Source organism: Synechococcus elongatus PCC 6301, assembly GCF_000010065.1.
GTDB classification, from domain to species: domain Bacteria; phylum Cyanobacteriota; class Cyanobacteriia; order Synechococcales; family Synechococcaceae; genus Synechococcus; species Synechococcus elongatus.
Genome location: NC_006576.1, coordinates 2,130,174 through 2,155,510, shown reverse-complemented (window position 1 = coordinate 2,155,510; position 25,337 = coordinate 2,130,174). Strand labels below are relative to the sequence as shown.

Here is a 25,337-nt window from a genome sequence, read left to right as displayed (position 1 = left end):
TTCCTGCCCATTATCGCCGAGGCGTGAGGCAGCCGGGTCGCTCTAGGGGGCGATCGCTGAATCGTCTATTGACTGCGATCGCTCAGGAGCTGTTGCTGCAGCCGTTCTGGAACCTCCGCGAGGTGGCTATGCCGCCAGTGGAAGAAGCCCACGCCCTGAGTCACCGATCGCAACTCAATACCAAGGGCCTGCATTTCGGCTTGAGGCAGATAAGCACTGACCTGATCCCAACCCTCGCGGTTGTCGCAGGACTCATAGCCAAGGATTTGGCCACGATGACCGCTCAGCAACCGCAGCATAGAGGAGGTAAACACCGCTGGGGCGAAGAGTTCGACTTGCAGGATCGGCTCCAGTAGCAGCGGTTCTGCTGCCGGAATGCCGGACTGCATCGCCAAGCGAGCTGCCTGCCGGAAAGCCTGCTCGGAGCTATCGACGCTGTGGTACGACCCATGGGTCAGTGTCACTTCCACATCCACTAAGGGGAAACCCAGCGGCCCGCGTTCCAGAAATTCGCGCACTCCCGATTCGACCCCAGGAATGTACTGGCGCGGCACCACGCCACCGACAACCGTTTCTTGGAAGCGGAAGCCTTCACCCCGAGGCAGCGGTTGGATGTCGAGATAGACATCGCCAAACTGACCATGGCCGCCGGTCTGGTGTTTATAGCGCCCGTGGACGCCACTGACCGCGCTGCGAATCGTTTCGCGGAAGGGCACCTGCGGCAGGTGTGTGCTCATCGGCAGGTTGTACTTGCGGCGCAAGCGATCGAGAGCCACTTGCAGATGAATTTCACCTTGTCCCCAGAGGATCACCTCATGGGTATCGCCGTGCTGTTCCCACTGCAGAGACGGATCTTCTTCTTGAAGACGACGCAGACAATTGCCGAGTTTGACTTCATCACTGCGCCGCTCGGGCGTGAGTGCCAGAGCATAAACCGGCGTCTGAATCGCGACCCGTGGCAACGGACTATCGACAGCATCCAAGCCAAGACTGTCGCCAGTCAGGGCTGATTCCATCCGGCCCAGGGCCACAATCTCGCCACTGCGAGCCTGCTGCACCGATTGCAACTGATCGCCCATCATCCGGTAAATGCCACTGGGGCGATCGCCATCCAAGGTATCGCCTTCCTGCAGCTCACCCTGCCAGAGTCGAATGAGGGAGAGTTTGCCCGCCTGGGGATGAAAGAAGGTTTTCAGGACTTGCGCCACTGGGCGATCGCAGGGAATCAGGCGGCGATGTTGCACCGTCTCCGCTGGGGTCGGCATCTCCTGCTGCAGCGCTGCTAATAGTGCTGAGATTCCCCAGTACAACTGAGCGCTCCCCGTCAACACCGGCACAATCAGATCGGCACTGACGTCTTGACGCAGATCGTCCAAGATTTCTTCAACGGGCGGCTCAATTTCTTCCAGTAGTTCCTCAAGTAAATGGTCGTCGTAGTCGGCCAAAGTTTCCAGCAGCGTGTTGCGAGCTACGGACTCTGCCATCGATAGCGGCAGGTTGAGCGCTTCGCCAAAGGAATGGGACTGCTCAGAGATCAGATCGACAAAGCCCACGGCGCGATCGCCTTGGAATAAGGGATACTGCTGCGCCACCAGTGGCCGGCTACAGCAGCTGCGCAGGCTATCGAGGGTGGCTTGCCAACGCGCTTCCGTTGCCCGCTCGAGCTTGTTGATAAAGACGCAGTGGGGAATTTCCCAACTGTCGAGAAAGTGGAAAATCGGGGCGAGGGTCAAGGCGCGATCGGGATCGGCTTCGCAGACAACAATCGCCCCATCAACCCCAATCAAAGCGTTCCAGGTTTCCTGCTGGAATTCCACCGAACCTGGACAGTCCAAGAAGGTCAGACTGTCAGTATTAGCAACATTGATCTCAACGGTCATTTGCCGCGATCGCGCTTCGGGCGAGCTATCGCCGACCGTATTACCAGCATCGACGCGACCCGGCCGATTGATTGCCCCGAGTTCCGCCAGCAGACTTTCTAGCAGACTGGTTTTACCAGAGCCATAAGGCCCTACGATCGCAATATTGCGGCGACCCAGCTTGTGATCTTGCATAGAGCTCCCCTGCTGCTGTGCCAGCAGCCATTGTCAGAGTGCAGGTGGCTCGACCTCCGGCCAAGGAAGCGTGCAGATGGGCAAATCAGCGTCCGGGAGCGCACCTGAGGGCTCGCGCTCTGATAGCACTGTAGGGCGATCGCTACGTCCTAAACACGACTGAAAGCTTTTCTTCTGTTCTCAGTTCGGGCGAGAACTCTACTGCTCAGAACAGGGTTGTTGGCCAATCAGGCCTGAGGGATTGATGGCAGAGTAGAACGAGGGGTTGAGCATATACCGCGCTTCCCGCCCCGAAGTTTGCAATCGGAGTCTTCAAGCGCTTGAACTTATTCACTTGGCCAAAGTTGCTATGAATTGGCCCTTAGTGCTGAATTTTGCAGTCGCTCTCTTTGCCGTCACCAACCCTCTGGGCAATCTTCCCATCTTCATCAGCTACGTGGGCAAGGAAAAGCCTTCGGTTCAACGTCTGCTTGCTCTCTTTTTAGTGCTGACAGTTTTTATTTCTCAGCTAGTGTTCCTGCTGAGCGGCACCGCCATCCTTCGCTTCTTCGGGATTTCTTTGGCCGCTTTTCGGATTGCCGGCGGCATCATTTTGCTGCTGATTGGTATCAACATGATTCAAGGCGATCGCACGAAAGCCAACCAAAAGCTTGCTGACATTGGGATTAAGAGCGCGTTTCGTCGAGCGGAAACCGTCTATCAATCTTTTTTCATCCCTTTAGGTATCCCGATCTTTGTCGGCCCTGCCTCAATTAGCACCGCTGTTCTTTACGGCAATTTAGCCAATAACCTAGCAACCAACTTGGGCTTAATTGGCGCAGTCATTGCTATTTGTATAGTGAGTTGGCTCACGCTTTCAGTTGCCAGCTGGTTCGAGCGGATCTTGGGTGATCTCGGATTAGAAATTACCTCCCGTCTTTTGGGATTAATGCTAGCGGCAATCGGAGTTCAGTTCATTTTGAATGGATTGGGCGAAGCTACGATTGGCTTTATCAATCGGGCCATTATCAATAGTCCCTGAGCGATCGCGTCACCCAGGGACTTCAGACACAGTCAGTTCAGTGAACGTGGAGAATTAGAACACAGTTGCGACTGTGCTATGACCGATCGCCAGCGCCGTGACCAACATACCGAGAACTAAGAACGGCTGAGCACTAGCTTGATATTTGACATCATTACCCAGCGGATCACGCAGGAAATACATGTCCTGGAAGGTAATCTGCGGAATGATCAGCAGCACCAAGATGGCCGCGTAGAGATTCTGACCGATCGCAACCAAATAGCCGGCTGCCGCCAACTGGAACAGGTCGATCATCAACACGCAAATCCAAGAGGCGGTTTGGATACCAAAGGAAACCGGCAGAGACTTTAGGCCCAAGGCGCGATCGCCTTCGACACTCTTGAAGTCGTTGACAACAGCGATCCCGAGTCCAGCCAAGCTATAGACCAAGGTGACGACTACAATCGTCCAGCTCAGTTGGCCGAATAGGGCTTGACCCGCCCACCAAGGCAGAGCGATGTAACTGGCACCCAAGGCGTAGTTCCCCAGCCAACCATTTTGTTTGAGTTTCAGGGGCGGAGCGGAATAGATATAGGAGACAAACGAGCCGCCGATCGCCAAAGCAGTGATGATCGGGAAGTCGTGATTGGCCCAGCGATCCAGTCCAAAAGCGATCGCAATTCCCGCCAATAATAGCACCCAGATTTGGGCCTGCACTTGACTCAGGGAAATCGCACCGGACGGAATCGGTCGATAGGGTTCGTTGATCGCATCAATTTCGCGATCGTAGTAGTCGTTAATGGTCTGGGTGTAACCAGTCAGTAACGGCCCCGACATCAACATGCAGGCTGCGGCAATCAAGACATGATCGAAGCGCCATTCATAGCCGCCAGAAGCAGCCGCACCACACACCACACCCCAAATCAAGGGAATCCAAGTGATCGGCTTCATCTATTGCAGCCGAATCTTCCAGGTCGACGTTTCTCCGGCTTGCGCCCCTTTCATGCCAAGGAGTTGGCGCGCCTTCGCTCCGCTGGCAGTATCCTCAGGGGCAATGTCTTCGATCGCGGGAGGCGTAACGGGTTGCTCAGACATCGCGACCGCTAACTATTGAAAGGACAGGATCAAAGACTGCTCTTGGAAACGAGCCGAAGTCACAGCTCGTCCTTGCAGGGCAACCGGCAACCGTAAATTACGCCGCTGATCGCCGGCTTCAATGGTAATCTCTGGGCCGGATTGCGAGAGTTTGACCGCTTCTTTGGCGAGGCCCGGCAAGAACAACCGAATCTGTCGCGCCTGCAAATCGATACTCAGTGGCTCCGGGGCATGATTCAAGACATCAAAGCTGGGCAGCACCGAATCAGACGCGGCAGAACTCAGTGAAAAAACGGGCAAGGGCGCAAAGTCGCGCTTGAGGTCGTCCAAGCCTGAACTCTCGCTAGCGAGTACGGCACCGACACGTAAACCAATCGGTTGCGCCGCCCCCCACCATTGCAAAGCCACGGCCTGCGAGACGCGATCGCTGCGCGTGGTCAGAATCGCCATTGCTTTGCGCGGATCGGCCAAGAGCGATCGCCCTTGTTCGAGCGATGTTTCTAGCAGGCGAGCCGCCGGTCCCCAGTCATCAAGACTGAGGCCAACACTAAAGACCGCCGCAGATAAAGCAGGTAAAAACGGCCCTAAATTCCGACCAAACTCTGAATCGGCGATCGCCCCTCGAAAGCGCCGCAGATACCAATCCAAACTCTCAGGAACGCCCCAAAGGCGCAGTAGTTCTGGACTAGAGAGGCCATCAAGGCAAATCCGGTCGTAGCCTTGCTCGAGCCAACGCCGCAATTCCGTCAGCAGTAATAAAGGCTCAAAGCCCGGCAACAGGGCCAGCTCAGAACTGTAAATGTTGCGGAGGAAGGGTGTCTTCAGATACTGACCTTCAAGGGCTTGTAATTCTTCCCATCCCTTGCCGATCGCTACCGTAGACGGAATTCGTACCGCCTCCAAGTTGGGCGAGATCACGGTCGGTGTTGCCACCAAATCTTTGTCCAGCAACATATCTGGCGACGGATCACTGCCCAAACTCAGCACCAAGGTCCGAGCACCGCTGGCAGCCGACTGACGAGCAAGGGCGATCGCAGCCGTTGTTCGACCACTACCGCCCTTACCCAGGAACGAAAGAATTTGAGTCATGCTGGCCCGCTGAGACCCCGCACCTTAGCCCCTAGGCTTCGAGTTGAACTTCGTCTTCAAAGAACCAAGTGCTGAAGTCGTTGCCAAACTGGACAATGACGCCCAGACCTTTGCCATCGACAATCTTGAACGCCTTGATCACGCCGACCGGAGATTGTTGCAAACGGCTCACCAATTCTGCAGGCACGCGATCGCGGATGCGGCGAACCCGAACTTTTTGTCCAATCTCCATGATTGAGTCGTCTGTACATAGGCCGCTTTTCAGTCTATCAGCCTGTTTCCCCCGACACCGCTGGTTGCGAAGACGGACCCTCCGCCCTAGGCCAAGCGATCGCAGCCCTTGGTCCAAATCGTAGAGTGGAGAGAAGTTGCTGCTCTAGTCGGACCCCATGCTTGCCAAGCGCATTTTGCCCTGCCTCGATGTCAAAGCGGGGCGTGTTGTCAAAGGGGTCAACTTTGTTGATTTGCGCGATGCGGGTGATCCGGTTGAACTCGCGCAGGCCTACGATGCAGCCGGTGCCGATGAGCTGGTCTTCCTCGATATCGCGGCTACCCATGAAGAGCGTCAGATCTTGGTGGATGTGGTCTATCGGACTGCCGAGCAAGTCTTCATTCCGCTGACCGTGAGCGGCGGCATTAATGACCTTGAGACGATCCGACAATTGCCACGGGCTGGAGCCGATAAGGTCAGCATTAACTCTGCTGCTGCGCGTGACCCCGATCTGATTCGTCGTGCCAGCGATCGCTTCGGGAGTCAGTGCATTGTGGTGGCGATCGATGCCCGTCGTCGCACAGATCCCGACAATCCGGGTTGGGATGTCTATGTGCGCGGTGGCCGCGAAAACACTGGGATTGATGCCCTGACTTGGGCAGAAACCGTCGCCCGTAACGGCGCGGGCGAGTTGCTGGTCACAAGCATGGATGCCGATGGTACTCAGGCAGGCTACGACTTGGAGCTGACCCGTGCGATCGCCGATCGCGTTGAAATTCCCGTGATTGCCTCCGGCGGTGCAGGCACCTGCGAAGACATTGCTGAAGCCTTTCGCACCGGGCACGCCGAAGCAGCACTGCTAGCCTCGCTCCTACACTACGGCCAGCTCACCATCGCTGAAATCAAAGACCACCTGCGATCGGCGCAAATCCCCACAAGACCTTAAGAAAGAGCAGGTGCAGGGACTAAACCTGGGAAAAACTTTACAATAGTTAACAGCGCCCCCAAATCCCCTTGACCCCTGTGGCCGAATGTTCTTGATCCTGCTAGTCGTCGTAGCCCTTGTGCTTTGGGCCTTGCAGCTAATGCGGCAAGCGATCGACCGTCGTGAGTTCTCACTAATGTTGGCAGGATTCCTGGTCTCTTCGGCTGCGGCTGCCCTAGTGGCGGTCTACATGCTGACGAACAGCTACATGGGGTATCTCGGCTACTCGGGACAGCAAGCGATCGCTCCCGACTGGGGCGAGGAATCTCTGGGTTGGCTGATGGAACTGAATCAACCGACCAATGCTGGCCCTGCTCAGGCGAATGCTTGGGCTGAGATGTTGTTAAGCACGGCTGAGTAGCGGTCCAGTCATTCAACTGAATCCACCCGCTAGCCCTGACTTTGCGCAGTGAATGGATTGGGGCGGCTCACGGATTAGTCTGCCCTGGTTAGCTGCCAACTCGAGGTCAGTAGCAGTCTGTCTCACGCAGAGCGATCGCTTCTGTTGACCAGTGACTCACCCAAAAAACCTTGGCGGGGGGCGATCGCCTATCCAGCTCGAGCCCGCTCATTGCTTAGTCCAGCGCAATCTTCAGTCGCTGTTGCTTATGGAAATCGGAGTCAAGCAACATCTGACCACCATAAAAAAGGCCGCGATAGCGGCCCTAGGGAAGTGATTTCAGCACTCTCTCAAATGGTTAGAGGCTCTGAAAATCTAGAAGTTTTGCGGACCGGTATAACCCGACAGTTTCGCCAGTTCTTGGAGGGGCCGCGTACCGGAATACTGTTTCCCATTAATTTCCCAAGTTGGGAACCCTTGAATGCCAGCTTGCTGACACAGTTGGGGGCGAGCATTGCGACCTTGGGGATCACATTCCACAACATCCAGTTTTTGAACCGCTTGTTGACCAAACAGTTCTTTTTGGTCGTGACAGTGAGGGCACCAGTAAGCGCTGTACATCTTGGCGCCTGTCTTGGTCAGGTATTCAGCTAAGGACACCGCAGCTGGCTTGGAAACATTGACGATTGGCGGGCCGGTCTGACCTTGATCGGCCAAGGCCGGATTCTCACTGCCACCGGCATAGATTCCTAGCAGGGTCACTAACACAGCAATCGCAGTGATGAAGCCGCCAAACAGGACCTGACCGAGATCTTCCCAGTCGTGACCAAAGAGTGACACGAGAAAAATTCCCAACGAGAGGATGGCAGAGCCCACGCAGAAGAAGCAAAAGGCTTTGATCTCGTAGGCCATCAGGTAGATGAGGTAGGCGCTAAAGACCACCATGGCTGTCGAGAGCAGAAACAGTAGGAGCCAAGTGGTTTTCTCAAGCTGTAAGCGCAGGCTTTTGGCTTGCTCCGCTTTGACAAACAGGGGAATCGCAGCCAGAGCACCAGCACTGAAGTACGCGATCGCCCCAAACAGCGATAGCGGCAGGCCAAAGAACACCGCGTAGGGGCTATTCAGGACTTGGGAGCAGCCACCCCCAAACAGGGGGCAAACTGTCTGTTGAATAATGCCGAACTTCTCTAGGGTGATGTAGCCCGTGTCTAGCAAGCCAATGGTGGCTAGGAAGAGGATGATTGGCCGTGACCAACGATGCAGCCAAGGAGTCGGACGTTTGCGCACCATAGTGCTGTTCTGTACTTACCAAGGGACTAAACACCCACAGAGTTCTGTGTGGCGTCGTTGCTGTCCACAATAACGGCTCAGCCCACTCGCTGGCTGTGGTCGAAAGTAGTCTGTCAACAACTGTTTAAGTTGGGCACTCCCCGCAAGAGCCCCGACTCAGCAATCTGGAATTGCTGCGGCAGGAGCTAGTCCTCATCCAGCAATTGCCAGGGAACATCGCTGAGCGATCGCTGCGAGCGACCAAGGGTACGCAACAATGGTGCAAGCCGTATCGGTCGATGATTGGAAACAACGAGTGACATTTAAGGTTGGGCTGTTGGGGCTGGGGACCGTTGGTACTGGCACAGCACAAATTTTGCTAGACCCTGCAGATCGGCAACCCCTGCTGCAAGAACTGGAGCTGTATCGGGTAGGGGTGCGTAGCCTCGACAAACCCCGCAGCGTCGACATTTCTCGCGATCGCCTTACCACTGATCTGGAGAGTATTGTTCGCGATCCAGCCGTGGATATTGTGGTCGAGCTGCTGGGTGGCCTAGAACCGTCGCGCAGCCTGATCCTGACTGCGATCGCCCACGGTAAGCATGTGGTGACCGCCAATAAAGCGGTGATTGCTCGCTACGGCGAGGAAATTTTTGCAGCGGCAGCTGATGCGGGTGTGTACGTGCTGCTAGAGGCAGCAGTCGGCGGCGGCATTCCGGTGATCGAGCCCCTGAAGCAATCGCTCTGTGCCAACCGTATCCAGGGCATTCTGGGCATCATCAACGGCACGACCAACTACATCCTGACGCGCATGCAGCGCGAGGGCGGGGATTTTGGTCCCATTTTGGCCGATGCCCAGCGGCTGGGCTATGCCGAAGCCGATCCCACCGCCGATGTTGATGGCTGGGATGCAGCAGACAAAATTGCCATCCTGGCTTCTCTTGCCTTTGGCGGACGGGTCGAGCGATCGCAAATTACCTGCGAAGGGATCCGGGCAATTACAGCCAGCGATATTGCCTACGCCGAAGGATTGGGCTTCACGATCAAGCTGTTAGCCAAGGCCAAACGGCAGCACCAGGGCGATACTTGGCGGCTGGAAGCGAGCGTCTATCCGACCTTGGTACCCCTCAGCCATCCCCTCGCCAGCGTCAACGATGTCTACAACGCCATCTTGGTCGAGGGCGACCCCGTCGGACAGGTCATGTTCTTTGGGCCCGGGGCGGGGGCAGGACCAACGGCTAGTGCCGTGGTGGCTGACATCCTCAACATCGCTGCTGTCCTCAGTGCTGGCAGCGATCGCGATCACCTCGACCCGCTGCTGGCTTGCCGCTATCTCCAAACTGTGGAGCTGGCGCCAGCGGCCGAAACCGCCGCTCGTTTTTACCTACGCATCGTCGTTCAAGACAGCCCCGGCGTCATCGGCAAAGTCGGCACAATCTTTGGTGAGCAGGGGATTAGCCTCGAGTCGATCGTCCAGACAGACGTCAGTGGCGAAACGGCTGAGCTGGTGGTGATTACCCACGAGGTGCAAGAAGGGATCATGCGGCAGGCAATTACGCAGCTAGAAGCCTTACCCTTAGTGCAGGCAATTGCCAACCTCTTGCACGTTCTCTAGGGGTCGTTGTTGCTGGTTATCCAGCCCAAGGTTCCGAGACGTCCCCCCAAGTGAACGGATTTTGCTCAGTCTGTGAATTGGCATCGATAAGTTTCGCTTGGGGTGTCGATTGAAAATTTCTGCGGGTCTTGGGGGATCAACCCATAGATTTATCCCCTAGTATTTTCAGAAATCATAGATTTTCTTAAAACCAACTGCTCCTCACCTCTGGTTTTGCAGAGGGGTCTAGTTCCGCACCTTGGAGGTTGTGATGCTTTCTGCTGCCAGCCAGAGCGTCTGGCTGATTCCTGGCTACTCCCTATTCGGCGCGATCGCTTCCTTGCTGTGGTCTCCTGGGCTGATTCGCCTGACCGGGCCGCGTCCGTCTGGCTATGTCAACGTTATTGCCAGTGGTGTTGCCTTTCTGCATTCCCTGTTGGCGCTCTGGGCAATGCAACCCGCACAAGGCTCCTTCCGCTGGCTCAACACCGTGGGCTTCGAGTTGAGCTTTGATTGGTCCAGCACGACAGCGGCCCTAGTTGCCTTGACTGTAATCACCGGGCTGACCTGGTTCTCCCAGATCTATGCCATTGGCTACCTAAAGCGGGACTGGGGCTGGGCGCGCTTCTTTGGCTACCTCAGTCTGTTCGAGGCGGGGTTGAGCGGTTTGGTACTCTGCGACTCGCTCTTCTTCAGCTACGTCATCCTCGAGATGTTGACGCTGGGGACCTACCTGATCGTTGGCTATTGGTACAACCAGCCGTTGGTTCTGACCGGCGCACGCGATGCGTTCTTGACCAAGCGGATTGGAGACTTGATCCTGCTGGTTGGCGTCTTGGGGCTGCTGCCGCTGGCAGGGACTTGGAACTTTGACCAACTGGCTGAATGGGCCTCGACAGCGGAACCTTCTCTGGCTCTAACCGCGATCGCGATCGCGTTGATTGCCGGCCCCTTGGGTAAATGTGCGCAATTCCCCTTCCACCTCTGGCTCGATGAAGCCATGGAGGGGCCTTTGCCCTCGACTATCCTGCGGAACGCGATCGTCGTTGTCTCTGGGGCTTGGGTGCTGATTCGCATCCAGCCGATCATCGCAGCAGTACCTGTTGCCGAAACCCTGCTGATTAGCGTCGGGGTCGTCACTGCCATCTGCGCCAGCTTGATTGCGATCGCCCAGGTGGATGTCAAACGGGCGCTGTCCTACCTTGTCAGCACCTGGATGGGCCTCGTCTTCATCGCCGTGGGTGCCGGTCAAACCATCGCAGCCGAGCGGCTCTTGCTGGTCTATAGCCTATCGATGGCGCTGTTGATGATGAGCGTCGGCACCATTGTGATTCGCAACATCAGCCAAGACATCACTCAGTTGGGGGGTCTCTGGTCCCGTCGTCCGCTGCCGGCGCTGGCCTTTGCCTTGGGCGGTCTGTCGCTGCTGGCCATGCCTCCATTCGGTGGGTTCTGGGCTTGGTTAGGTATGGCCGAAGGTCTCTGGCCAGTTTCACCTTGGCTGGTAATTGTCCTGGTCTTTGTCTTGGCTGCTGTCGGTTTTGGTCTCGCTCGGATCTTCGCCCGCGTCTGGGGCGGCCCGAGCAAGGCAATGTCGGTGCGATCGGCGGAGGTGCTTTGGCTGATGGTGCTGCCGATGCTGGTCCTGGCTGGATTGACACTACACTTGCCGATCTTGCTAGCTCAGGCTGGCCTCTTGCCCCAGTTGAACAATCTGGCAATTCCTTTGGTCTGGGCCAGCTTGGTTGGGGTGGCAACGGGCACCGTTGTCCACTATGGACCGGCTCGTAATCAACCGGTCCAACTGCCTTGGCAAGGCTTACAAAACTTCTTTGCCCAGGACTTCTACACGCCAATCCTTTATCGCCGCACGATTGTCGCGAGTGTCAGCTTCGTGGCGACCGTCCTGCAATTCCTCGATCGCACGATCGTTGATGGCACCGCCACGCTGATGGGTCTGATCACCCTCGGTAGCGGCCAAGGCCTGCGCTACAACGTTTCCGGGCGCACCCAGGGCTATGCCTTGACGATGTTGCTCGCGATCGCGGTGGGCAGTGTCTTCTTCCTGATGCCGTTCCTGCGGCAGTCTTTCGTCCTCGGTCTGCTTTAGGAGGAAATGACATGATGTTGGTGCTTTTAATTACAGCGATCCTTGGAGCTTCCCTACTGTCCTTGGGCAGTCAGGACAGCGCTCAAATCCGTCGCTGGGCAATTGCAGCAGCCAGTGCCATTTTGGTGCTGTCGGGCAGTTTGTTGATGGGCTTTGACCCGGCAGTCGCCGAACCGCAACAGGCGATCGACTGGGGATGGCTGCCCTCCCTCGGAATTCATTTCAGCCTAGGCCTCGATGGTCTTTCGCTGCCGCTATTGCTGCTCTCTAGCTTGCTCACCCTGCTGGCAATCGCGTCGAGTCCCACCGATCAAACGCGTCCGCGCCTCTGCTACAGCCTGATTTTTCTGGCGGCTGCAGGCATGGCGATCGCGCTGCTGTCTCGTGACTTGCTGCTGTTTGTACTCGGCTATGAGCTGGAACTGATTCCGATGTACCTCCTGATCTCAATCTGGGGGGGAGAACAACGGGGTCCTGCCGCAACGCGCTTCCTGATTTTCACGGCCATTTCTGGCATCTTGCTGCTATTGGGGGCAATCGCGACCGCCGTCCTGAGCAGCCAACCCTTTAGCTTTGCCTTTGATCAGCTCCAGACGATTGAGCTGCCCTTGGCCCTGCAGCTACCCCTGCTGCTGCTGTTTGTCGCTGCCTTCGCGATCAAGCTGCCGTTGGTACCCTTCCACAGCTGGCAACCTGCGGCCTACGGTCAAGCATCCCCGGCGATCGCCATGCTCTTGGGTGGCGCGATCGCCAAACTGGGCGGCTATGGTCTGTTCCGGTTTGGCTGCAGCTTCTTCCCCGAAGCCTGGTCTCTGATTGCACCGAGCCTGGCTGTGCTCGCTGCCGTGACCGCTCTCTACGGCAGCCTCAACGCCCTGCGTCAGACTGACCTGCAACGCTTGGTAGCCTTTAGCTCCATCGGCCACATGGGGACTCTGCTGCTGGCGCTCGCGGCTGGTACTCCCTTGGCTCTGCAAAGGGCGATCGCGCAAATGGTTGCTCACGGCTTAATTTTGGCGCTGTTGTTCCAGCTTGTCGGCACGATCGAGCGGGTCACGGGTCGCCGCGATCGCGATCAACTCTCAGGTCTACTCAATCCGATTCGCGGTCTACCGCTTACGGCGGGTCTGTTGCTCTTGGCTGCCATGGCCAGCGCTGGAATCCCCGGACTCGTCGGCTTTGTGGCAGAGTTCCTGATCTTTCAAGGCAGCTTCGCCATCTTCCCTTGGGCGACCGTCGGTTGTATCGCTGCATCGGGGCTGACTGCGGTCTACTTTGTCAGCCTGATCAACCGCGCTTGCTTTGGCAAACTCGATAACCAAGAAGCTCGCTGGCGTCCAGTGACGGTGAGCGAACGCTGGCCGGCAGTTGTCCTTGCACTCACTGTGATGGCGTTAGGGCTGGCTCCGCAAGGCTTGGTGCGCTGGAGCGAAAGCAGCAGTCTGGCGATCGCTGCTCACCTGCCCCAACCGCTTCAATCCACGATCGCGGAAGGGCGATCGCGATCGACCCCCGTCTTCCCAACCCCTTCGTTGTCCGCCGTCCTGCAGTAACGGACTCTGGCGTCTTCCACCGCTCCCTACCTTCCGAGGCATGCTGCAATGACCGTCACAACCCGTACCACCCCCCTGCCCCCTTCTCAGCACCGCTTTGCTGAGGTGATCCATCGGCTTGAAGCTGGCGGCTCAATGCTGCCGGACACGCCCGATAACCTCAAGCAGATCATCGGCATCTACAAGGCCTACGCCGTGCCGATGGACTTCTACTGGCGGGACTTGCTCTACATCGCTGAGCAGGTGTTTCTCAACCCCATTCCGGCTTTCAAGTACTTCATCTCGCAGGAGTATCTCGATCGCCCCAACTCCTACGCCGGTGACAACGCTGACCTCCGGATTTGGCGGGGTCCTGCCACAGCGCACCCCGAGCTGCTGGAATTCATGCAGAAGGGTGAACTGAAGCGCAAACTGCCCAAGTGGCTGCATCACCTCTGGCACGATCGCGTCAACATGGAGTTTGCCGAAGCCTGCATGGACGCCATGCTTTGGCACCAAGGCATGGGCGGACGCTTCAATGACTACCTCGAAAGTGAGGAGTACCGCCAAAACGCCGATCGCGCCATCCGGGCCTACTTCCAGGGCAACCCGCTCATGCTGGGGTTATACAAGCTCTTCCCCGAGATGTTCCTCGAGCAAGTGCGGATGCTCTCCTACACCGCCAACCTCGGATTGTTCTGGGAAGTGATGGCGCCGGTCTTCTTCGAGATGAGCGACATCTACGATGAAGGCGGCTTCAAGGGCGTACCGGACGCCATGAACTTCCTCGTCAACGGTATTTTTGCGATCGCCGGTCGTCCGATCTATCACCACGTCTTCATCAACGGCGAGTGCTTCGAGATTATTCCCAAGTCGGCAGGCTTTACCTGGCTCTATGAAGCAGCTCTGCCCTACGTGGAAGCAGTGTTCTACCGCACAGCCCCCTTCCGTGGCACCAAGTCCTACAACGCTCAGGCTCAGCAAGTGCCTGATCAACAGGCAGACTTCCACTACGGCATTCTCTATGCAGACGTCTTCCCTGTCGGTTCCGCCGGCATTCCGCCGACGCTGCTGATGCAGGACATGTTGCACTTCTTACCACCCTACTTGCTCGAGGAGTATCGGCAACACTGTCGCGGTGAAGACGACATTCTGATCCAGCTAGGCGTCACCTTCCAGCGGTCGATGTACAACGTCACCTCCGCTGTCATTCAAGCCCTCCGGGCGGCGCTGCTCTATCCGCTGGACGATACAGATCCGGTGCATCTGCAAGCCAATCGGGCTTTCTTTGAGGCGCAAATGGATCGCTTCCTACGCCCCGAAGCACGGCTGCCGGACATCCAAAGCCAAGACTACCGCTAGTCTTTTTTGCTCTGCTGGACTTCTTATCACCCAGGCTTGCTACACCATGGCCAAAATCCTTGAGGTTGCCCGCGAGGCGGGTTGTTTTCAGACGCTACTCACAGCCGTTGAAGTCGCTGGCTTAGTCGATGCACTCAATAGCGACGGTCCTTTTACCGTCTTTGCACCTACCGATGATGCTTTTGCAGCACTACCACCGGGCACAGTGACAACGCTGGTTCAGAACCCGCCGCAACTAGCTCGAATTCTCAAGTTTCACGTTACGGCAGGTGCTCTATCCAAAGCAGACCTGATCGATCGCCCGTCAGTTGATTCGTTAGAAGGCGCACCAATTCCCATTGGACGAGCAGAGCCGTTTGAAATCAAAAATGCGACAGTTTTGTCTGCTGATATTGCCTGTGATAACGGCATTGTTCATGTCTTGAATCGCGTCATTTTAATGGGCTAACGGATTCTTTTGACTTTCCAGCCTCAGGTATTTAAACCTCTCTCAATCGTTCCTTGAGTACGGACGATCAAGGTAGGCGACCGCCTTAAGCGCACTCAGCTTGTTTCAGAACAGTCATGAGCTGAGTGCTTTTTTAGCAAAGTTATTTTTGAGCGACCACATTCCCTTGAGCAGCCTGAATCGACCCTCAGGGAGCGCAACCGATAGAATCTCAGGCAGCGATCGCAGTAGAGAGTGAACAGGCATGGCAGATCGATGGATAGGGCGGCTAGCAGCGATCGCGATCGCCCTGGTTCTCTGGCTGGGGCTACAGCCGACTGCCCTTGCTGCTAGAACTGAAGTGACTTACAGCTGTGTCCAAGAACCGCTGGTCGCTCTGTACGATAACGGCCCTGTGGATGACCCACGGGTCAATAATCAGCTGACTGGAACTTTGCCCGGAGCCTTTGTTGTCTTGCGTTGGCGCAACTTGAATTTACAGTTGCCCCGCACCAACATTGCCGGTGCTCCGACTTACAGCGATAACAAATGGTTTTGGGGACTTACTGATCCTGAGCATCCCACCTTCTTTTTGAAAGTGGGCGATCGCCAAGACTTTGCCTGCGATCGCTTGGATCCCACGACTTAAACAATCTGTTTACTTTCATTGAAATAAATTTCAGCTAATCGGCCCCAGCCATCAACCTCACTCAGAGAGCACTCTCGAGAGGCCTCACGCTCATGGTCAACAATCGATAAGAGAGCCGCTCTACTGCCCAAAGCGGGAACGATAGACACGGGGATCAACACTGACTGACTGTCACGGAATCGTGCACGACAGACCTCGACAAACCGCACTAGGGCTAGGAACAGTCTGATGACAAAGATTCCGATGTTCGAGCTTGAAGAAGCCATCGATCGGCAGCCACTCACAGTTGCGCCAACTTTGCCGGTTGCTCAGGTTCTGGCAGTGATGGAGCGGCAGCATTCCAGCTATGTGCTGTTGATGGAATCGAATCAAACCCTTGTTGGTATTTTCACAGAGCGGGATTTAGTCCGGCTCACGGCCATCGGAATCACGATCACTTCAACACCGATTGAAGAGGTCGCAACTTCGACTGTGACGACGATTCAAGAATCAGATATTTACGACGTTATTAGGACACTGAACCTCTTTCGTCAGTACAACGTTCGACATCTGCCGGTCGTCAATGCCACCCATCAGCTTATTGGCATCATGACCTATGAAGGGATTCGGCGGCTATTAAAACCGATCGATTTACTACGGCTGTGGCGAGTCTCCGAGGTGATGGTGAAGTCGATCATTTGTGCTGACCGCTATCAATCGGCTTTATCGCTAGCTGAATTAATGAGCGATCGCCTAATTAGTTGTGTTGTCATTACGGAGAAAGATCCTTCAGGCTTTCCTAAACCGATTGGCCTAGTCACTGAACGCGATATTTTACATTTGCAAGTTCAGGGCGCTGATTTAAGCCAAACAATAGCTGCTGATTTCATGGGTTCACCGCCAGTTTTTATTCAGGCTAGCGATACGCTTTGGCAAGCTAATCAATACATGAGAGCTCGCAAGATCCGGCGACTGCTTGTGGTTGACGAGCGCAATATTATGGTTGGCCTACTCACCCAAACCAGCCTCATTCATATGATCGATCCCGTTGAGGCAACTCTCACGATTGAGACTTTACAGCAGATGGTGGGAGAGCGAACAGTTGCGCTAGATGCAGCCAATGAGAAACTTGAGCGCAAAGCCCTGGAACGAAAACGAGCCAAAGCAGCTTTACAACAGCAAATTTATCGCGAACGCTTGGTCAATCGAACTGCTCAACGGATTCGAGAATCACTACAGCTCGATGAAATCTTGGTAACCACTGTTTCAGAAGTTCGTCAATTCCTCAAAGCTGAACGAGTGCTTATTTATCGGTTTCAGCCAAATCAGCAAGGAGCGATCGCTGCGGAGTCAACTGACTCTAACCAAACTCTGATTCAAGGGAACGCCGAACTTGAAGCAATTCTGCAGGAGATTGATCCAACTTTCTATAGTTGCGATCGGATTCACTCCATTCCCGATCTGCAAGCCCAGGGCTTAGAGCTCACCAATGCAACCTTGCTCAAACGCCTCCAACTGCGAGCCAGTCTTGTCGCTCCAATTTTTGCCCAAGAAATACTGTGGGGACTTTTAATTGTTGGCCAAAACTCACAACCTCGTCGCTGGGAAAAGCTAGAGATTGACCTGCTAAAGCAATTAGCCACTCAGGTCGGCATTGCGATCCAGCAAGCCCGTCTTTATGCTCAACTCGCTGCCGCCAATCAACAGCTCTTGCGACTGGCCCAATCTGATGGACTCACAGGCTTAGCCAATCGTCGGCATTTTGATCAGTGTTTAGACATCGAATGGCAGCGGGCAATACGAGAGCAGCATCCCCTAGGATTAATCCTGATTGATATCGATTGCTTTAAGCAATTTAATGATACCTACGGTCACCAAGCTGGAGACGACTGTCTTAAGGCAGTTGCCACTGCGCTCACTCAAGTCATCGCTCGCCCTGCTGACTTAGTTGCCCGTTATGGCGGCGAGGAATTTGTGGTGATTTTACCTAATACGAATGAACAAGGCATATTGCAAATTGCAGAATCGATGCGATCCGCTGTTCAGCAGCTCAAAATTCCCCATCGAAGTTCATCAGTGTGCTCGTCGGTCAGCCTAAGTTTAGGAGCCGTCACCTGGGTTCCCACGCCTCATAAGTCACCTGAAGCACTGATTGGAGCCGCAGACCAAGCACTCTACCAAGCGAAAGAATTAGGACGCAATCGCGTTTGTTTGGGGGGTGTTCGACTCCTTGAGACGACGTAGTCTAATTGCCTAGATTGCAACTAGCGGCCAATGAGAATGCACCAGAAATCCTCGTGTCACTTCCACGCCCCCTACACCAAGACCAACGACGAGTTGGGCGGCATCTTGAGGGGCGATCGCTTCCAGTTCCTGTAAGCTGGCAGCTGCCGCCAAGCAGCCATGGCGATCGCGATCGTGCACGTAGCGCGACATCCACAACTCCCGTGGCAAACTCACCCAGCCATGAACAAAGGGGAACACAGTTGTGGGTGGCAGGCGATCGCGATGAACTAGCCACCCCTGTTGCGCTTGCAGGGACACTTCTTGCTGACTGTTTGGAAAAGGCATTCCCCAAGGGATAAAGGCAAACCCCCGCGAGAGTAAACGCCGCTGCCAAGGCCCAGCGGTTGCTGCGGGATGGTGCTGCTGTAGCCACTGCTGAAACGCAGGTGTTTGGCTCAAACTCAACTGACGCCCCTGCATTCGCTCTAGCTTTTGAGTGGGCTGATCTTTGCTATCTGGCCCGATCCACTGCTCGCCGCTCCACCCGAAGAACTTGAGCGCCAATTCCCAATGTTCATATCGCCCCAGCGCGCGATCCTCAATCAGGAAATCCAGCTCACCCAGACAGGTTGAGCCATCGCGCAATTGCAGTTGATGCGCCAAAAGACGAAAGCGCGGCAACTGACGCAGTGCCCAAACGAGAAGCGCCTCAGCACGGATGCCTAATTTATAGGTGCGAGGTTGCGCTGCAACCCAAGCTGCTGCTTCAGCCGCTAAGCGATCGCGATCTTGGTCTTGCCACTGGGCTCGGAGCTGCCGACCCGCCAAATACAAGCGTGCATCACCCACCAAGGGATAGCGATCACGGCGAATGATGGCTGGACTTTGCAGGAGCCAGAGGACATCTGCCAACTCGCGCGGCCAAATCAGGGAGGCAGAAGATGACATGAACACACTCGAAGCTGCAGCGGTGTTAGTGGTATGTTCACCAACGATCGCTCCGAAGGGAAGCTATGCAGATCCGCCACACCGCTCTCGCTGATGTCTGCATTTTGGAGCCCAAGGTTTTTGGGGACGATCGTGGGTTCTTCTTGGAAAGCTTCAACGCTCGCACCTTTGCCGAGCTAACGGGTCTAAATGTGACCTTTGTCCAAGACAATCATTCGCGATCGCAACAGGGCGTACTGCGGGGATTGCACTATCAAATCCAGCAGGCACAGGGCAAATTAGTCCGCTGTGTAGTCGGTGAAATCTTCGATGTTGCCGTCGATCTACGCCAGAGTTCACCCCAATTTGGCCAGTGGGTTGGGGAGCGGCTGTCTGCAGACAATCATCGTCAGCTCTGGGTTCCCCCTGGCTTTGCCCATGGCTTCCTGGTGCTCTCTGAGAGCGCTGAAGTGCTCTACAAAACGACTGATTACTACGCACCTACTCACGAGCGATCGCTCCGCTGGGATGATCCGGCGATCGCAATCGACTGGCCCTTAGCAGCCGGCCAGCAACCGCAACTCTCTGCCAAGGATGCCGCCGCCGTTAACCTCTTGGAAGCGGAGGTATTCATATGAAGGTTTTACTGACAGGGGCTGCTGGACAGGTCGGGCAAGCCCTCCAGCGATCGCATCCTGATGGGGTCGATCTGATTGCCTGCGGTCGCCAGCAACTCGATCTCAGTGACGAGTCTGCGATCCGCGCAGCCATTCAGACCCTTCGTCCTGACTGGGTAATTAATGCCGGTGCTTATACCACTGTCGATCGAGCAGAATCTGAGCCAGCCCTGGCGATAGCAATCAACAGCAATTCAGTCAGAATTCTGGCCGAAAGTTTGGCTGAAACGGGTGGAAATTTACTGCAAATCTCGACAGATTTTGTTTTTAATGGCGATCGCAATCGGCCTTATCCAACCGATGCTGAACGCCAGCCCTTGAGCGTCTATGGCACAACCAAAGCTGCCGCTGAAGAAGCAATCCTACAGTTTCTGCCCGAGCGATCGCTGATTGTACGCACAGCTTGGGTTTATGGACTAGGTGGCCGCAACTTTGTCACCACGATGCTGCGCTTGATGGCAGAACGCGATCACCTCACTGTCGTCTGGGATCAGGTTGGGACACCCACCTGGACTGATAGTTTGGCCGCTGCTCTTTGGCAAGCGATCGCCCAGAACCTCATGGGAATTCACCACTGCACCGATGCCGGTGTAGCCAGTTGGTATGACTTTGCCGTAGCCATTCAAGACCTTGCCCTAGAGCTGGGATTACTTCAGCAGGCAGTCCCGATCGCTGCCATTCCCAGCAGTGACTACCCGACCCCAGCCACCCGCCCGGCCTATAGCGTGCTGGATTGTGCCGACTTTAATCGAGCGATTGGCCACGATCCCCTACACTGGCGCCATGCCTTGGCTCAAATGCTGACGCAAGTTGCAAAGAACCAATGAAGATTTTGATTACGGGTGGTGCTGGCTTTATCGGCTCAGCCTTGATTCGACACTTGTTGACCACTCGCCTTGATGCTCGGATTATCAACCTCGATAAACTGAGCTATGCCAGCGATCTGACCTCGTTGCAACCCTTTGAGGACAGCGATCGCTATGTCTTTGAACAAGTTGATTTGCTGGATGAAGCTGCACTGACGCGAATTTTCCAGACCTATCAACCGACTGCCGTCATGCATTTGGCGGCGGAATCCCACGTCGATCGCTCCATCGATTCACCCCGCCCCTTTATCGAAAGTAATATCCTCGGCACTTTTAATCTGCTAGAAGCTGCCCGCCGTTACTGGCAAGAATTATCAGAGTCAGAGCAACAGACTTTTCGCTTTCATCACATCTCTACCGATGAGGTCTATGGCAGCCTCGGCGAGACTGGACTTTTCACTGAAGCAACTCGCTACGATCCGCGATCGCCCTACTCGGCAAGCAAAGCCAGTTCCGATCATCTCGTGCGGGCTTGGCATCACACCTATGGCCTGCCAGTTTTGGTCACGAATTGCTCCAACAACTACGGCCCATGGCAGTTTCCTGAAAAGCTGATCCCTGTAATCATCCTCAATGCGATCGCCGGTAATCCACTGCCGATCTACGGCAACGGCGGCAATATCCGCGACTGGCTCTACGTGGAAGATCACACCCGCGCCCTAGAACAAGTCTTACTAAAAGGACAGATCGGCGAGACCTACAACATCGGCGGCTTTAACGAACGGACCAATCTCCAAGTCGTTGAGACGATTTGCGATCTGTTGGACGAACTCAAGCCGCGATCGCAGTCCTATCGCCAACAGATGGAATTTGTCCGCGATCGCCCCGGCCACGATCGCCGCTACGCGATCGATGCCAGCCGCATTGAGCGTGAGCTCGGTTGGCAACCCCAAGAAAGTTTTGAAACGGGTCTACGCAAAACGGTTTGCTGGTATCTCAATTATCTGGATTGGTGCCAAAAAGTCCGACAACGCAGTGGCTATGATGGTGGCCGCCTCGGCTTGACACAGGAGCAGGAAACCACAGTATGACCGAGGCACGGCGCGGCATCATTCTGGCGGGTGGATCTGGCACTCGGCTCTATCCCGCCACCTATGCAGTCTCCAAACAGCTGCTGCCGGTCTATGACAAGCCGATGATTTACTACCCGCTCAGCACGCTGATGTTGAGTGGCATTCGTGAGATTTTGATTATCTCCACCCCCCAAGACACCGATCGTTTTGCGCAGCTCTTGGGCAACGGCGATCGCTGGGGACTCTCGCTGAGCTATGCCATTCAGCCGGCTCCCGAAGGTCTGGCGCAAGCCTTTTTGATTGGCGAATCATTCCTGAATGGCTCACCCGCCGCTCTGATTCTGGGCGACAACCTTTTTCATGGTGACGATCTGGCGGTACAACTCCAGCAAGCCAGTCAGCGTTCGCAGGGGGCAACCGTTTTTGCCTACGGCGTTGCCGATCCAGAGCGCTATGGCGTTGTAGAATTCGATGCCCAGCAGCGGGTGCTTTCGATTGAAGAGAAGCCCAAGAAACCGCGATCGCGCTATGCCGTCACGGGACTCTACTTCTACGATCAGCAGGTCGTAGAGCTAGCAAAGCAAGTCCGACCCTCAACCCGAGGAGAGCTAGAGATCACCGACCTCAACAATGCGTACCTTCAGCGGGGTCACCTGCGGGTGGAACTGCTCGGGCGCGGGATGGCTTGGCTGGACACCGGCACCCACGACAGCCTGCTCGATGCCGCCAGTTTTATCCAGACACTGGAAAAACGGCAGGGGCTCAAGATCGCCTGCCCGGAAGAAATCGCCTATCGCCAGGGCTGGATTACGGCTACCCAGCTTGAGCAGTTAGCTGAGCCACTCCGTAAAAATGGCTATGGCCAGTATCTACTGGACCTCTTGCACAATCCTCTCTAAGCGATCGCCCTATGACGATTACGGTGCATTTCTTACCCGACGATGTGCGCGTGGCCGCTGAAGTGGGTGAACCCCTACTCAATGTGGCGCAGCGAGCCGGTTTACGGATTCCCACCGGCTGCCTGATGGGCTCCTGTCATGCTTGCGAGGTTGACCTCGATGGCGAGCCAGTCTGCGGCTGTATCACTGCGATTCCCGATGCCGCCTCGGGTGAGATCACCGTGGACTGTGCCAGCGATCCGGGCTGGTAGAGCGAAGCAATGATGCAAGACAGCGCGACCGCAGTCACTGAGCTAGGCGCGGCGCGGCGGATCGACCTGAAATGCTTGGTGGGCAGCCGAAGGATGGTTCACTTTGGAGGGGCGCCCCTCCGCGATCATGCGGCGGTGAGCTTCCTGCCAGTCGGGCAAGTCTGGCTGATCCTGCTGCCAATGGACGACTGAGGCTTCGCTGCACCAATCCATCAATTTCGTCATGGCCTGCCCGTGGGCATCCGCTCTCATGAACCGACGCATGGCTCCTTCATCCGTCCAAGCGGTGCAGGTCCAAAAAGCCAAGTTACGATCCTGCAACAGCTTAACGCCCAGATTGCCAGGCGCTCGTTTAGCCTGCCACGTCGATCGCAACGAGAAGGGAAGCAAGCGGGGCAAATAAAGAACATTTCTAAGCTTGAGTCGGGTCACCGAAATCAAGGGCATAGCACAGACAGACAACCGCGATCGCCGTCCACAGCTTAGCCAAACTCTTCCAGAGGCGCCATTATCATCGGCGGCGAGCTACCTTCCACTCAGCTCGAGGTCATTCAGTGCAGAGCGGTATCGTAGTTAATGAGAGAATTCCAATCAAAAAAGGAGAGAAGCGGAAACCTCTCTCCTCCAGTGATCAAGAATTGAAGCTTGATTAGCTAGCAGTATTTACCACTTCTTGTACGCCAAGAACTTGCCACACATCGTGACCTTAACGCGATCGCCTTTGGGATCTTCAACCTTATCGACATCTAAGGTGAAATCAATCGCACTCATGATGCCATCGCCAAATTTTTCTTGGATAACATCCTTGAGGGGCAAGCCATAGACCTGCATGATTTCGTAGAAGCGATAGATCAACGGATCAGTTGGAATCACCGGTTCCAAACAACCTTTGACCGGCGGAGTCGTCAACTCATCAGCCAAGGCCAGATCTAAGCCCAGAGCAGTCAGTAGCTTTTCTGCCTCTTCAGGCGAAGCCGTAGATTGACGGTAGAACACACTCGCAATCCAGACTTCATCCCGTCCAAGTAATTGCTCAAGCTCAGTAAAGGTAATTCCCTTTGCTTTTTTCGCTTTCAGAAGTTGTTCAGTAATCGCTGAGGTCATTGGAATTCTCCTAAACACTGGCTTCTTCAACTGCACGCGTCTCGTTGAACAAATGTTCTTCAAGGCGCAATTTGATTTTGACGAAGCGCTCATCTTCTTCGATCACAGACCGTTGCCGAGGGCGAACGGCTGGTAAATCAATCACTTCTCGAATAGTGGCTCGTGGCCCACGAGACATCACCACAATGCGATCGGAAAGCAGCAGTGCTTCATCAATACTGTGAGTGATGAGCACCACACTCAGTTTGTTGGCTTCCCAAATCCGCAGCACTTCTTCTTGGAGGTAGCCACGGGTGAGGGCATCCAAGGCACCAAAGGGTTCATCCATCAGCAGGAGCTTAGGACGGATGGAGAGGGCACGGGCGATCGCTACGCGCTGTTTCATCCCCCCTGAAATTTGGCCCGGATAGCGATCGGCAGCTTTGGTTAAACCCACCAGCTCTAGATGCTCTCGTGCCACTTCGCGAGCTTGGGATTTGCTCAGGTTTGGGCGCGCCGTTTCAACTGCAAAGATGACATTCTCAAGCGCGGTCATCCAGGGCATCAGGGCATAGTTCTGGAAGACGATGCCACGATCGGGCCCCGGCGATCGAATGCGTTGACCATCCAGCAGAATCTGGCCAGACGTTGGTAAATCAAGGCCAGCAATCAAGTTGAGAAGGGTTGATTTACCACAACCCGAAGGGCCAATAATCGAGACAAATGTGTTCGACGCGATCGTGAGGTTGACATCTTCTAATGCAACGTAGCGTTTGGGCGATCGCTGTCGAAGGCGATCGAGGAGAGAAGGTGAATTGACAGTAAAAACTTTGCCAACTTGCTCAATCAGCAATTGAGCCTGCCCTGTCTCCTCCTTGGCTGGCACAGCTTCAGAAATCATGGGTTATCGGTTGCCTGCGTAAGAAAACTGGTTCTCAAGAAAACGGAAGCCTTGGTCGAGAAGAATGCCAACAATCCCAATGATGATGATGGCCGAGAAAATATTAGGAAGTGATAGGTTATTCCACTCATTCCAAATGAAATAGCCAATTCCTGTTCCCAACAGCATCTCTGCTGCCACAATGACCAGCCAAGCAATGCCCATGCTGATCCGCATTCCCGCGATGATGCTGGGCAATGCTGCGGGCAGAATCACCTTCAGAATCGTGCGCCAACGACTAGCTCCCAAAGATTGCGAAACCTTCAAAAAGTCAGGATTGACATTCGCCACCCCAAACGCTGTGTTGATCAACGTTGGCCACAGACTCGAAATCAGGATGACAAAAACACCCGTCAATTCCGAATCTCGGAATAAGAAGAGACCAATCGGCAACCAGGCCAAAGGTGAAACTGGCTTCAGGAGTTGCACAAAGGGCGAAAAAATACTGGAAGCTAGCGCCGACATACCGATTGCAATCCCCAAAGGAATTGCAACAACTGTTGCCAGCAGGTAGCCGATCGCAACGCGACGCAAACTAATCAGTAAGTTCCAGCCAATCCCTAAGTCATTGGGGCCGTTATCAAAGAAGGGATCTGAAAGCCATCCAAACAAATCCTGCAAAGTGCGCAGGGAGCCAGGAAAAGTTTTGCCTAAAAATCCTGAAGCTGCCGCAATTTGCCAAATGGCTAGGAACGCAAGCACGCTGAGGATGGAGACCGCCCAACGTAGGTAAAGCGGTACAGGAGTTCTCACCATAAG

The 25,337-nt window shown here is 55.2% G+C and carries 24 protein-coding genes and 1 pseudogene; 15 read left to right on the top strand and 10 right to left on the bottom strand.

Annotation, left to right across the window (positions count from 1 at the left end; all coding sequences use genetic code 11):
* Window positions 1-65: 65 nt before the first annotated feature.
* A complete protein-coding gene (locus tag SYC_RS10705) occupies window positions 66-2,054 on the bottom strand; it encodes an elongation factor G (protein WP_011244321.1) in 1,989 nt (662 codons plus the stop codon).
* Window positions 2,055-2,403: 349 nt separating this feature from the next.
* Here SYC_RS10705 and SYC_RS10700 point away from each other — a divergent pair, with 349 nt between their 5' ends.
* Window positions 2,404-3,075 (top strand): MarC family protein, encoded by a 672-nt coding sequence (locus SYC_RS10700; RefSeq protein WP_011244320.1) that lies wholly within the window; start codon window positions 2,404-2,406, stop codon window positions 3,073-3,075.
* Window positions 3,076-3,129: 54 nt separating this feature from the next.
* On the opposite strand, the pseudogene chlG reads toward SYC_RS10700, so the two are convergent.
* The 3 genes and pseudogenes from chlG to SYC_RS10685 all read right to left on the bottom strand — a co-directional run bounded on the left by chlG (window position 3,130) and on the right by SYC_RS10685 (window position 5,470).
* Window positions 3,130-4,059: pseudogene (gene chlG, locus SYC_RS10695) on the bottom strand (chlorophyll synthase ChlG).
* Window positions 4,060-4,161: 102 nt separating this feature from the next.
* Window positions 4,162-5,238, bottom strand: coding sequence for a Get3/ArsA fold putative tail anchor-mediating ATPase NosAFP (locus SYC_RS10690; protein WP_011244318.1), 1,077 nt, complete (start codon window positions 5,236-5,238; stop codon window positions 4,162-4,164).
* Between the two features lie 31 nt (window positions 5,239-5,269).
* Entirely contained in the window at window positions 5,270-5,470 is a 201-nt protein-coding gene (locus tag SYC_RS10685; RefSeq protein ID WP_011244317.1) for a cytochrome b6f subunit PetP, read from the bottom strand.
* Between the two features lie 157 nt (window positions 5,471-5,627).
* Here SYC_RS10685 and hisF point away from each other — a divergent pair, with 157 nt between their 5' ends.
* On the top strand, window positions 5,628-6,395 hold the full coding sequence (hisF, locus tag SYC_RS10680) for an imidazole glycerol phosphate synthase subunit HisF (protein WP_011244316.1): 768 nt from the start codon (window positions 5,628-5,630) through the stop codon (window positions 6,393-6,395).
* A gap of 85 nt (window positions 6,396-6,480) precedes the next feature.
* Window positions 6,481-6,795: a hypothetical protein gene (locus SYC_RS10675; protein WP_011244315.1), complete on the top strand. Its 315-nt coding sequence runs from the start codon at window positions 6,481-6,483 to the stop codon at window positions 6,793-6,795.
* Between the two features lie 354 nt (window positions 6,796-7,149).
* Here SYC_RS10675 and SYC_RS10670 read toward each other — a convergent pair whose 3' ends face one another.
* Window positions 7,150-8,064: a vitamin K epoxide reductase family protein gene (locus tag SYC_RS10670; RefSeq protein ID WP_011244314.1), complete on the bottom strand. Its 915-nt coding sequence runs from the start codon at window positions 8,062-8,064 to the stop codon at window positions 7,150-7,152.
* Window positions 8,065-8,359: 295 nt separating this feature from the next.
* Between SYC_RS10670 and SYC_RS10665 the strand changes: the two genes are divergently transcribed.
* The 7 genes from SYC_RS10665 to SYC_RS10635 all read left to right on the top strand — a co-directional run bounded on the left by SYC_RS10665 (window position 8,360) and on the right by SYC_RS10635 (window position 17,940).
* Window positions 8,360-9,658: a homoserine dehydrogenase gene (locus SYC_RS10665; protein WP_011244313.1), complete on the top strand. Its 1,299-nt coding sequence runs from the start codon at window positions 8,360-8,362 to the stop codon at window positions 9,656-9,658.
* A 250-nt stretch (window positions 9,659-9,908) separates the two neighbouring features.
* The gene (locus tag SYC_RS10660; RefSeq protein ID WP_011244312.1) at window positions 9,909-11,747 is read left to right on the top strand and encodes an NAD(P)H-quinone oxidoreductase subunit F; all 1,839 of its coding nucleotides are present in this window, start codon (window positions 9,909-9,911) and stop codon (window positions 11,745-11,747) included.
* 11 nt (window positions 11,748-11,758) lie between these two features.
* Window positions 11,759-13,300, top strand: coding sequence for a proton-translocating NADH-quinone oxidoreductase subunit NdhD3 (gene ndhD3 / locus SYC_RS10655; protein WP_011244311.1), 1,542 nt, complete (start codon window positions 11,759-11,761; stop codon window positions 13,298-13,300).
* A 48-nt stretch (window positions 13,301-13,348) separates the two neighbouring features.
* On the top strand, window positions 13,349-14,641 hold the full coding sequence (locus SYC_RS10650) for a CO2 hydration protein (protein ID WP_011244310.1): 1,293 nt from the start codon (window positions 13,349-13,351) through the stop codon (window positions 14,639-14,641).
* A gap of 46 nt (window positions 14,642-14,687) precedes the next feature.
* On the top strand, window positions 14,688-15,089 hold the full coding sequence (locus SYC_RS10645; protein ID WP_011244309.1) for a fasciclin domain-containing protein: 402 nt from the start codon (window positions 14,688-14,690) through the stop codon (window positions 15,087-15,089).
* A 244-nt stretch (window positions 15,090-15,333) separates the two neighbouring features.
* On the top strand, window positions 15,334-15,717 hold the full coding sequence (locus SYC_RS10640; RefSeq protein ID WP_011244308.1) for a hypothetical protein: 384 nt from the start codon (window positions 15,334-15,336) through the stop codon (window positions 15,715-15,717).
* Between the two features lie 228 nt (window positions 15,718-15,945).
* A complete protein-coding gene (locus tag SYC_RS10635) occupies window positions 15,946-17,940 on the top strand; it encodes a diguanylate cyclase domain-containing protein (RefSeq protein WP_011244307.1) in 1,995 nt (664 codons plus the stop codon).
* A gap of 9 nt (window positions 17,941-17,949) precedes the next feature.
* Here SYC_RS10635 and SYC_RS10630 read toward each other — a convergent pair whose 3' ends face one another.
* Window positions 17,950-18,870, bottom strand: coding sequence for a DUF1853 family protein (locus SYC_RS10630; protein ID WP_041677032.1), 921 nt, complete (start codon window positions 18,868-18,870; stop codon window positions 17,950-17,952).
* A 65-nt stretch (window positions 18,871-18,935) separates the two neighbouring features.
* Here SYC_RS10630 and rfbC point away from each other — a divergent pair, with 65 nt between their 5' ends.
* Genes rfbC through SYC_RS10605 form a run of 5 tightly spaced genes read left to right on the top strand, consistent with a single transcriptional unit; the run spans window position 18,936 to window position 22,555 of the window.
* A complete protein-coding gene (gene rfbC / locus SYC_RS10625; RefSeq protein WP_011244305.1) occupies window positions 18,936-19,487 on the top strand; it encodes a dTDP-4-dehydrorhamnose 3,5-epimerase in 552 nt (183 codons plus the stop codon).
* Window positions 19,484-20,353, top strand: coding sequence for a dTDP-4-dehydrorhamnose reductase (rfbD, locus tag SYC_RS10620; RefSeq protein ID WP_011244304.1), 870 nt, complete (start codon window positions 19,484-19,486; stop codon window positions 20,351-20,353). The genes rfbC and rfbD overlap by 4 nt, the downstream gene beginning before the upstream one ends.
* Complete coding sequence (gene rfbB / locus SYC_RS10615) at window positions 20,350-21,423, top strand: dTDP-glucose 4,6-dehydratase (protein WP_011244303.1); 1,074 nt, start codon at window positions 20,350-20,352, stop codon at window positions 21,421-21,423. The genes rfbD and rfbB overlap by 4 nt, the downstream gene beginning before the upstream one ends.
* The gene (rfbA, locus tag SYC_RS10610) at window positions 21,420-22,304 is read left to right on the top strand and encodes a glucose-1-phosphate thymidylyltransferase RfbA (protein ID WP_011244302.1); all 885 of its coding nucleotides are present in this window, start codon (window positions 21,420-21,422) and stop codon (window positions 22,302-22,304) included. The genes rfbB and rfbA overlap by 4 nt, the downstream gene beginning before the upstream one ends.
* A gap of 11 nt (window positions 22,305-22,315) precedes the next feature.
* Window positions 22,316-22,555, top strand: a complete 240-nt coding sequence (locus SYC_RS10605) for a 2Fe-2S iron-sulfur cluster-binding protein (protein WP_011244301.1) — start codon at window positions 22,316-22,318, stop codon at window positions 22,553-22,555.
* A gap of 42 nt (window positions 22,556-22,597) precedes the next feature.
* Here SYC_RS10605 and SYC_RS10600 read toward each other — a convergent pair whose 3' ends face one another.
* The 4 genes from SYC_RS10600 to SYC_RS10585 form a co-directional block, all read right to left on the bottom strand.
* Complete coding sequence (locus tag SYC_RS10600) at window positions 22,598-23,002, bottom strand: DUF3291 domain-containing protein (protein ID WP_011244300.1); 405 nt, start codon at window positions 23,000-23,002, stop codon at window positions 22,598-22,600.
* 216 nt (window positions 23,003-23,218) lie between these two features.
* Window positions 23,219-23,659: a cyanase gene (cynS, locus tag SYC_RS10595; protein ID WP_011244299.1), complete on the bottom strand. Its 441-nt coding sequence runs from the start codon at window positions 23,657-23,659 to the stop codon at window positions 23,219-23,221.
* Window positions 23,660-23,669: 10 nt separating this feature from the next.
* Entirely contained in the window at window positions 23,670-24,539 is an 870-nt protein-coding gene (locus SYC_RS10590) for an ABC transporter ATP-binding protein (RefSeq protein WP_011244298.1), read from the bottom strand.
* Between the two features lie 3 nt (window positions 24,540-24,542).
* Window positions 24,543-25,334, bottom strand: a complete 792-nt coding sequence (locus tag SYC_RS10585) for an ABC transporter permease (protein ID WP_011244297.1) — start codon at window positions 25,332-25,334, stop codon at window positions 24,543-24,545.
* Window positions 25,335-25,337 lie beyond the last annotated feature (3 nt).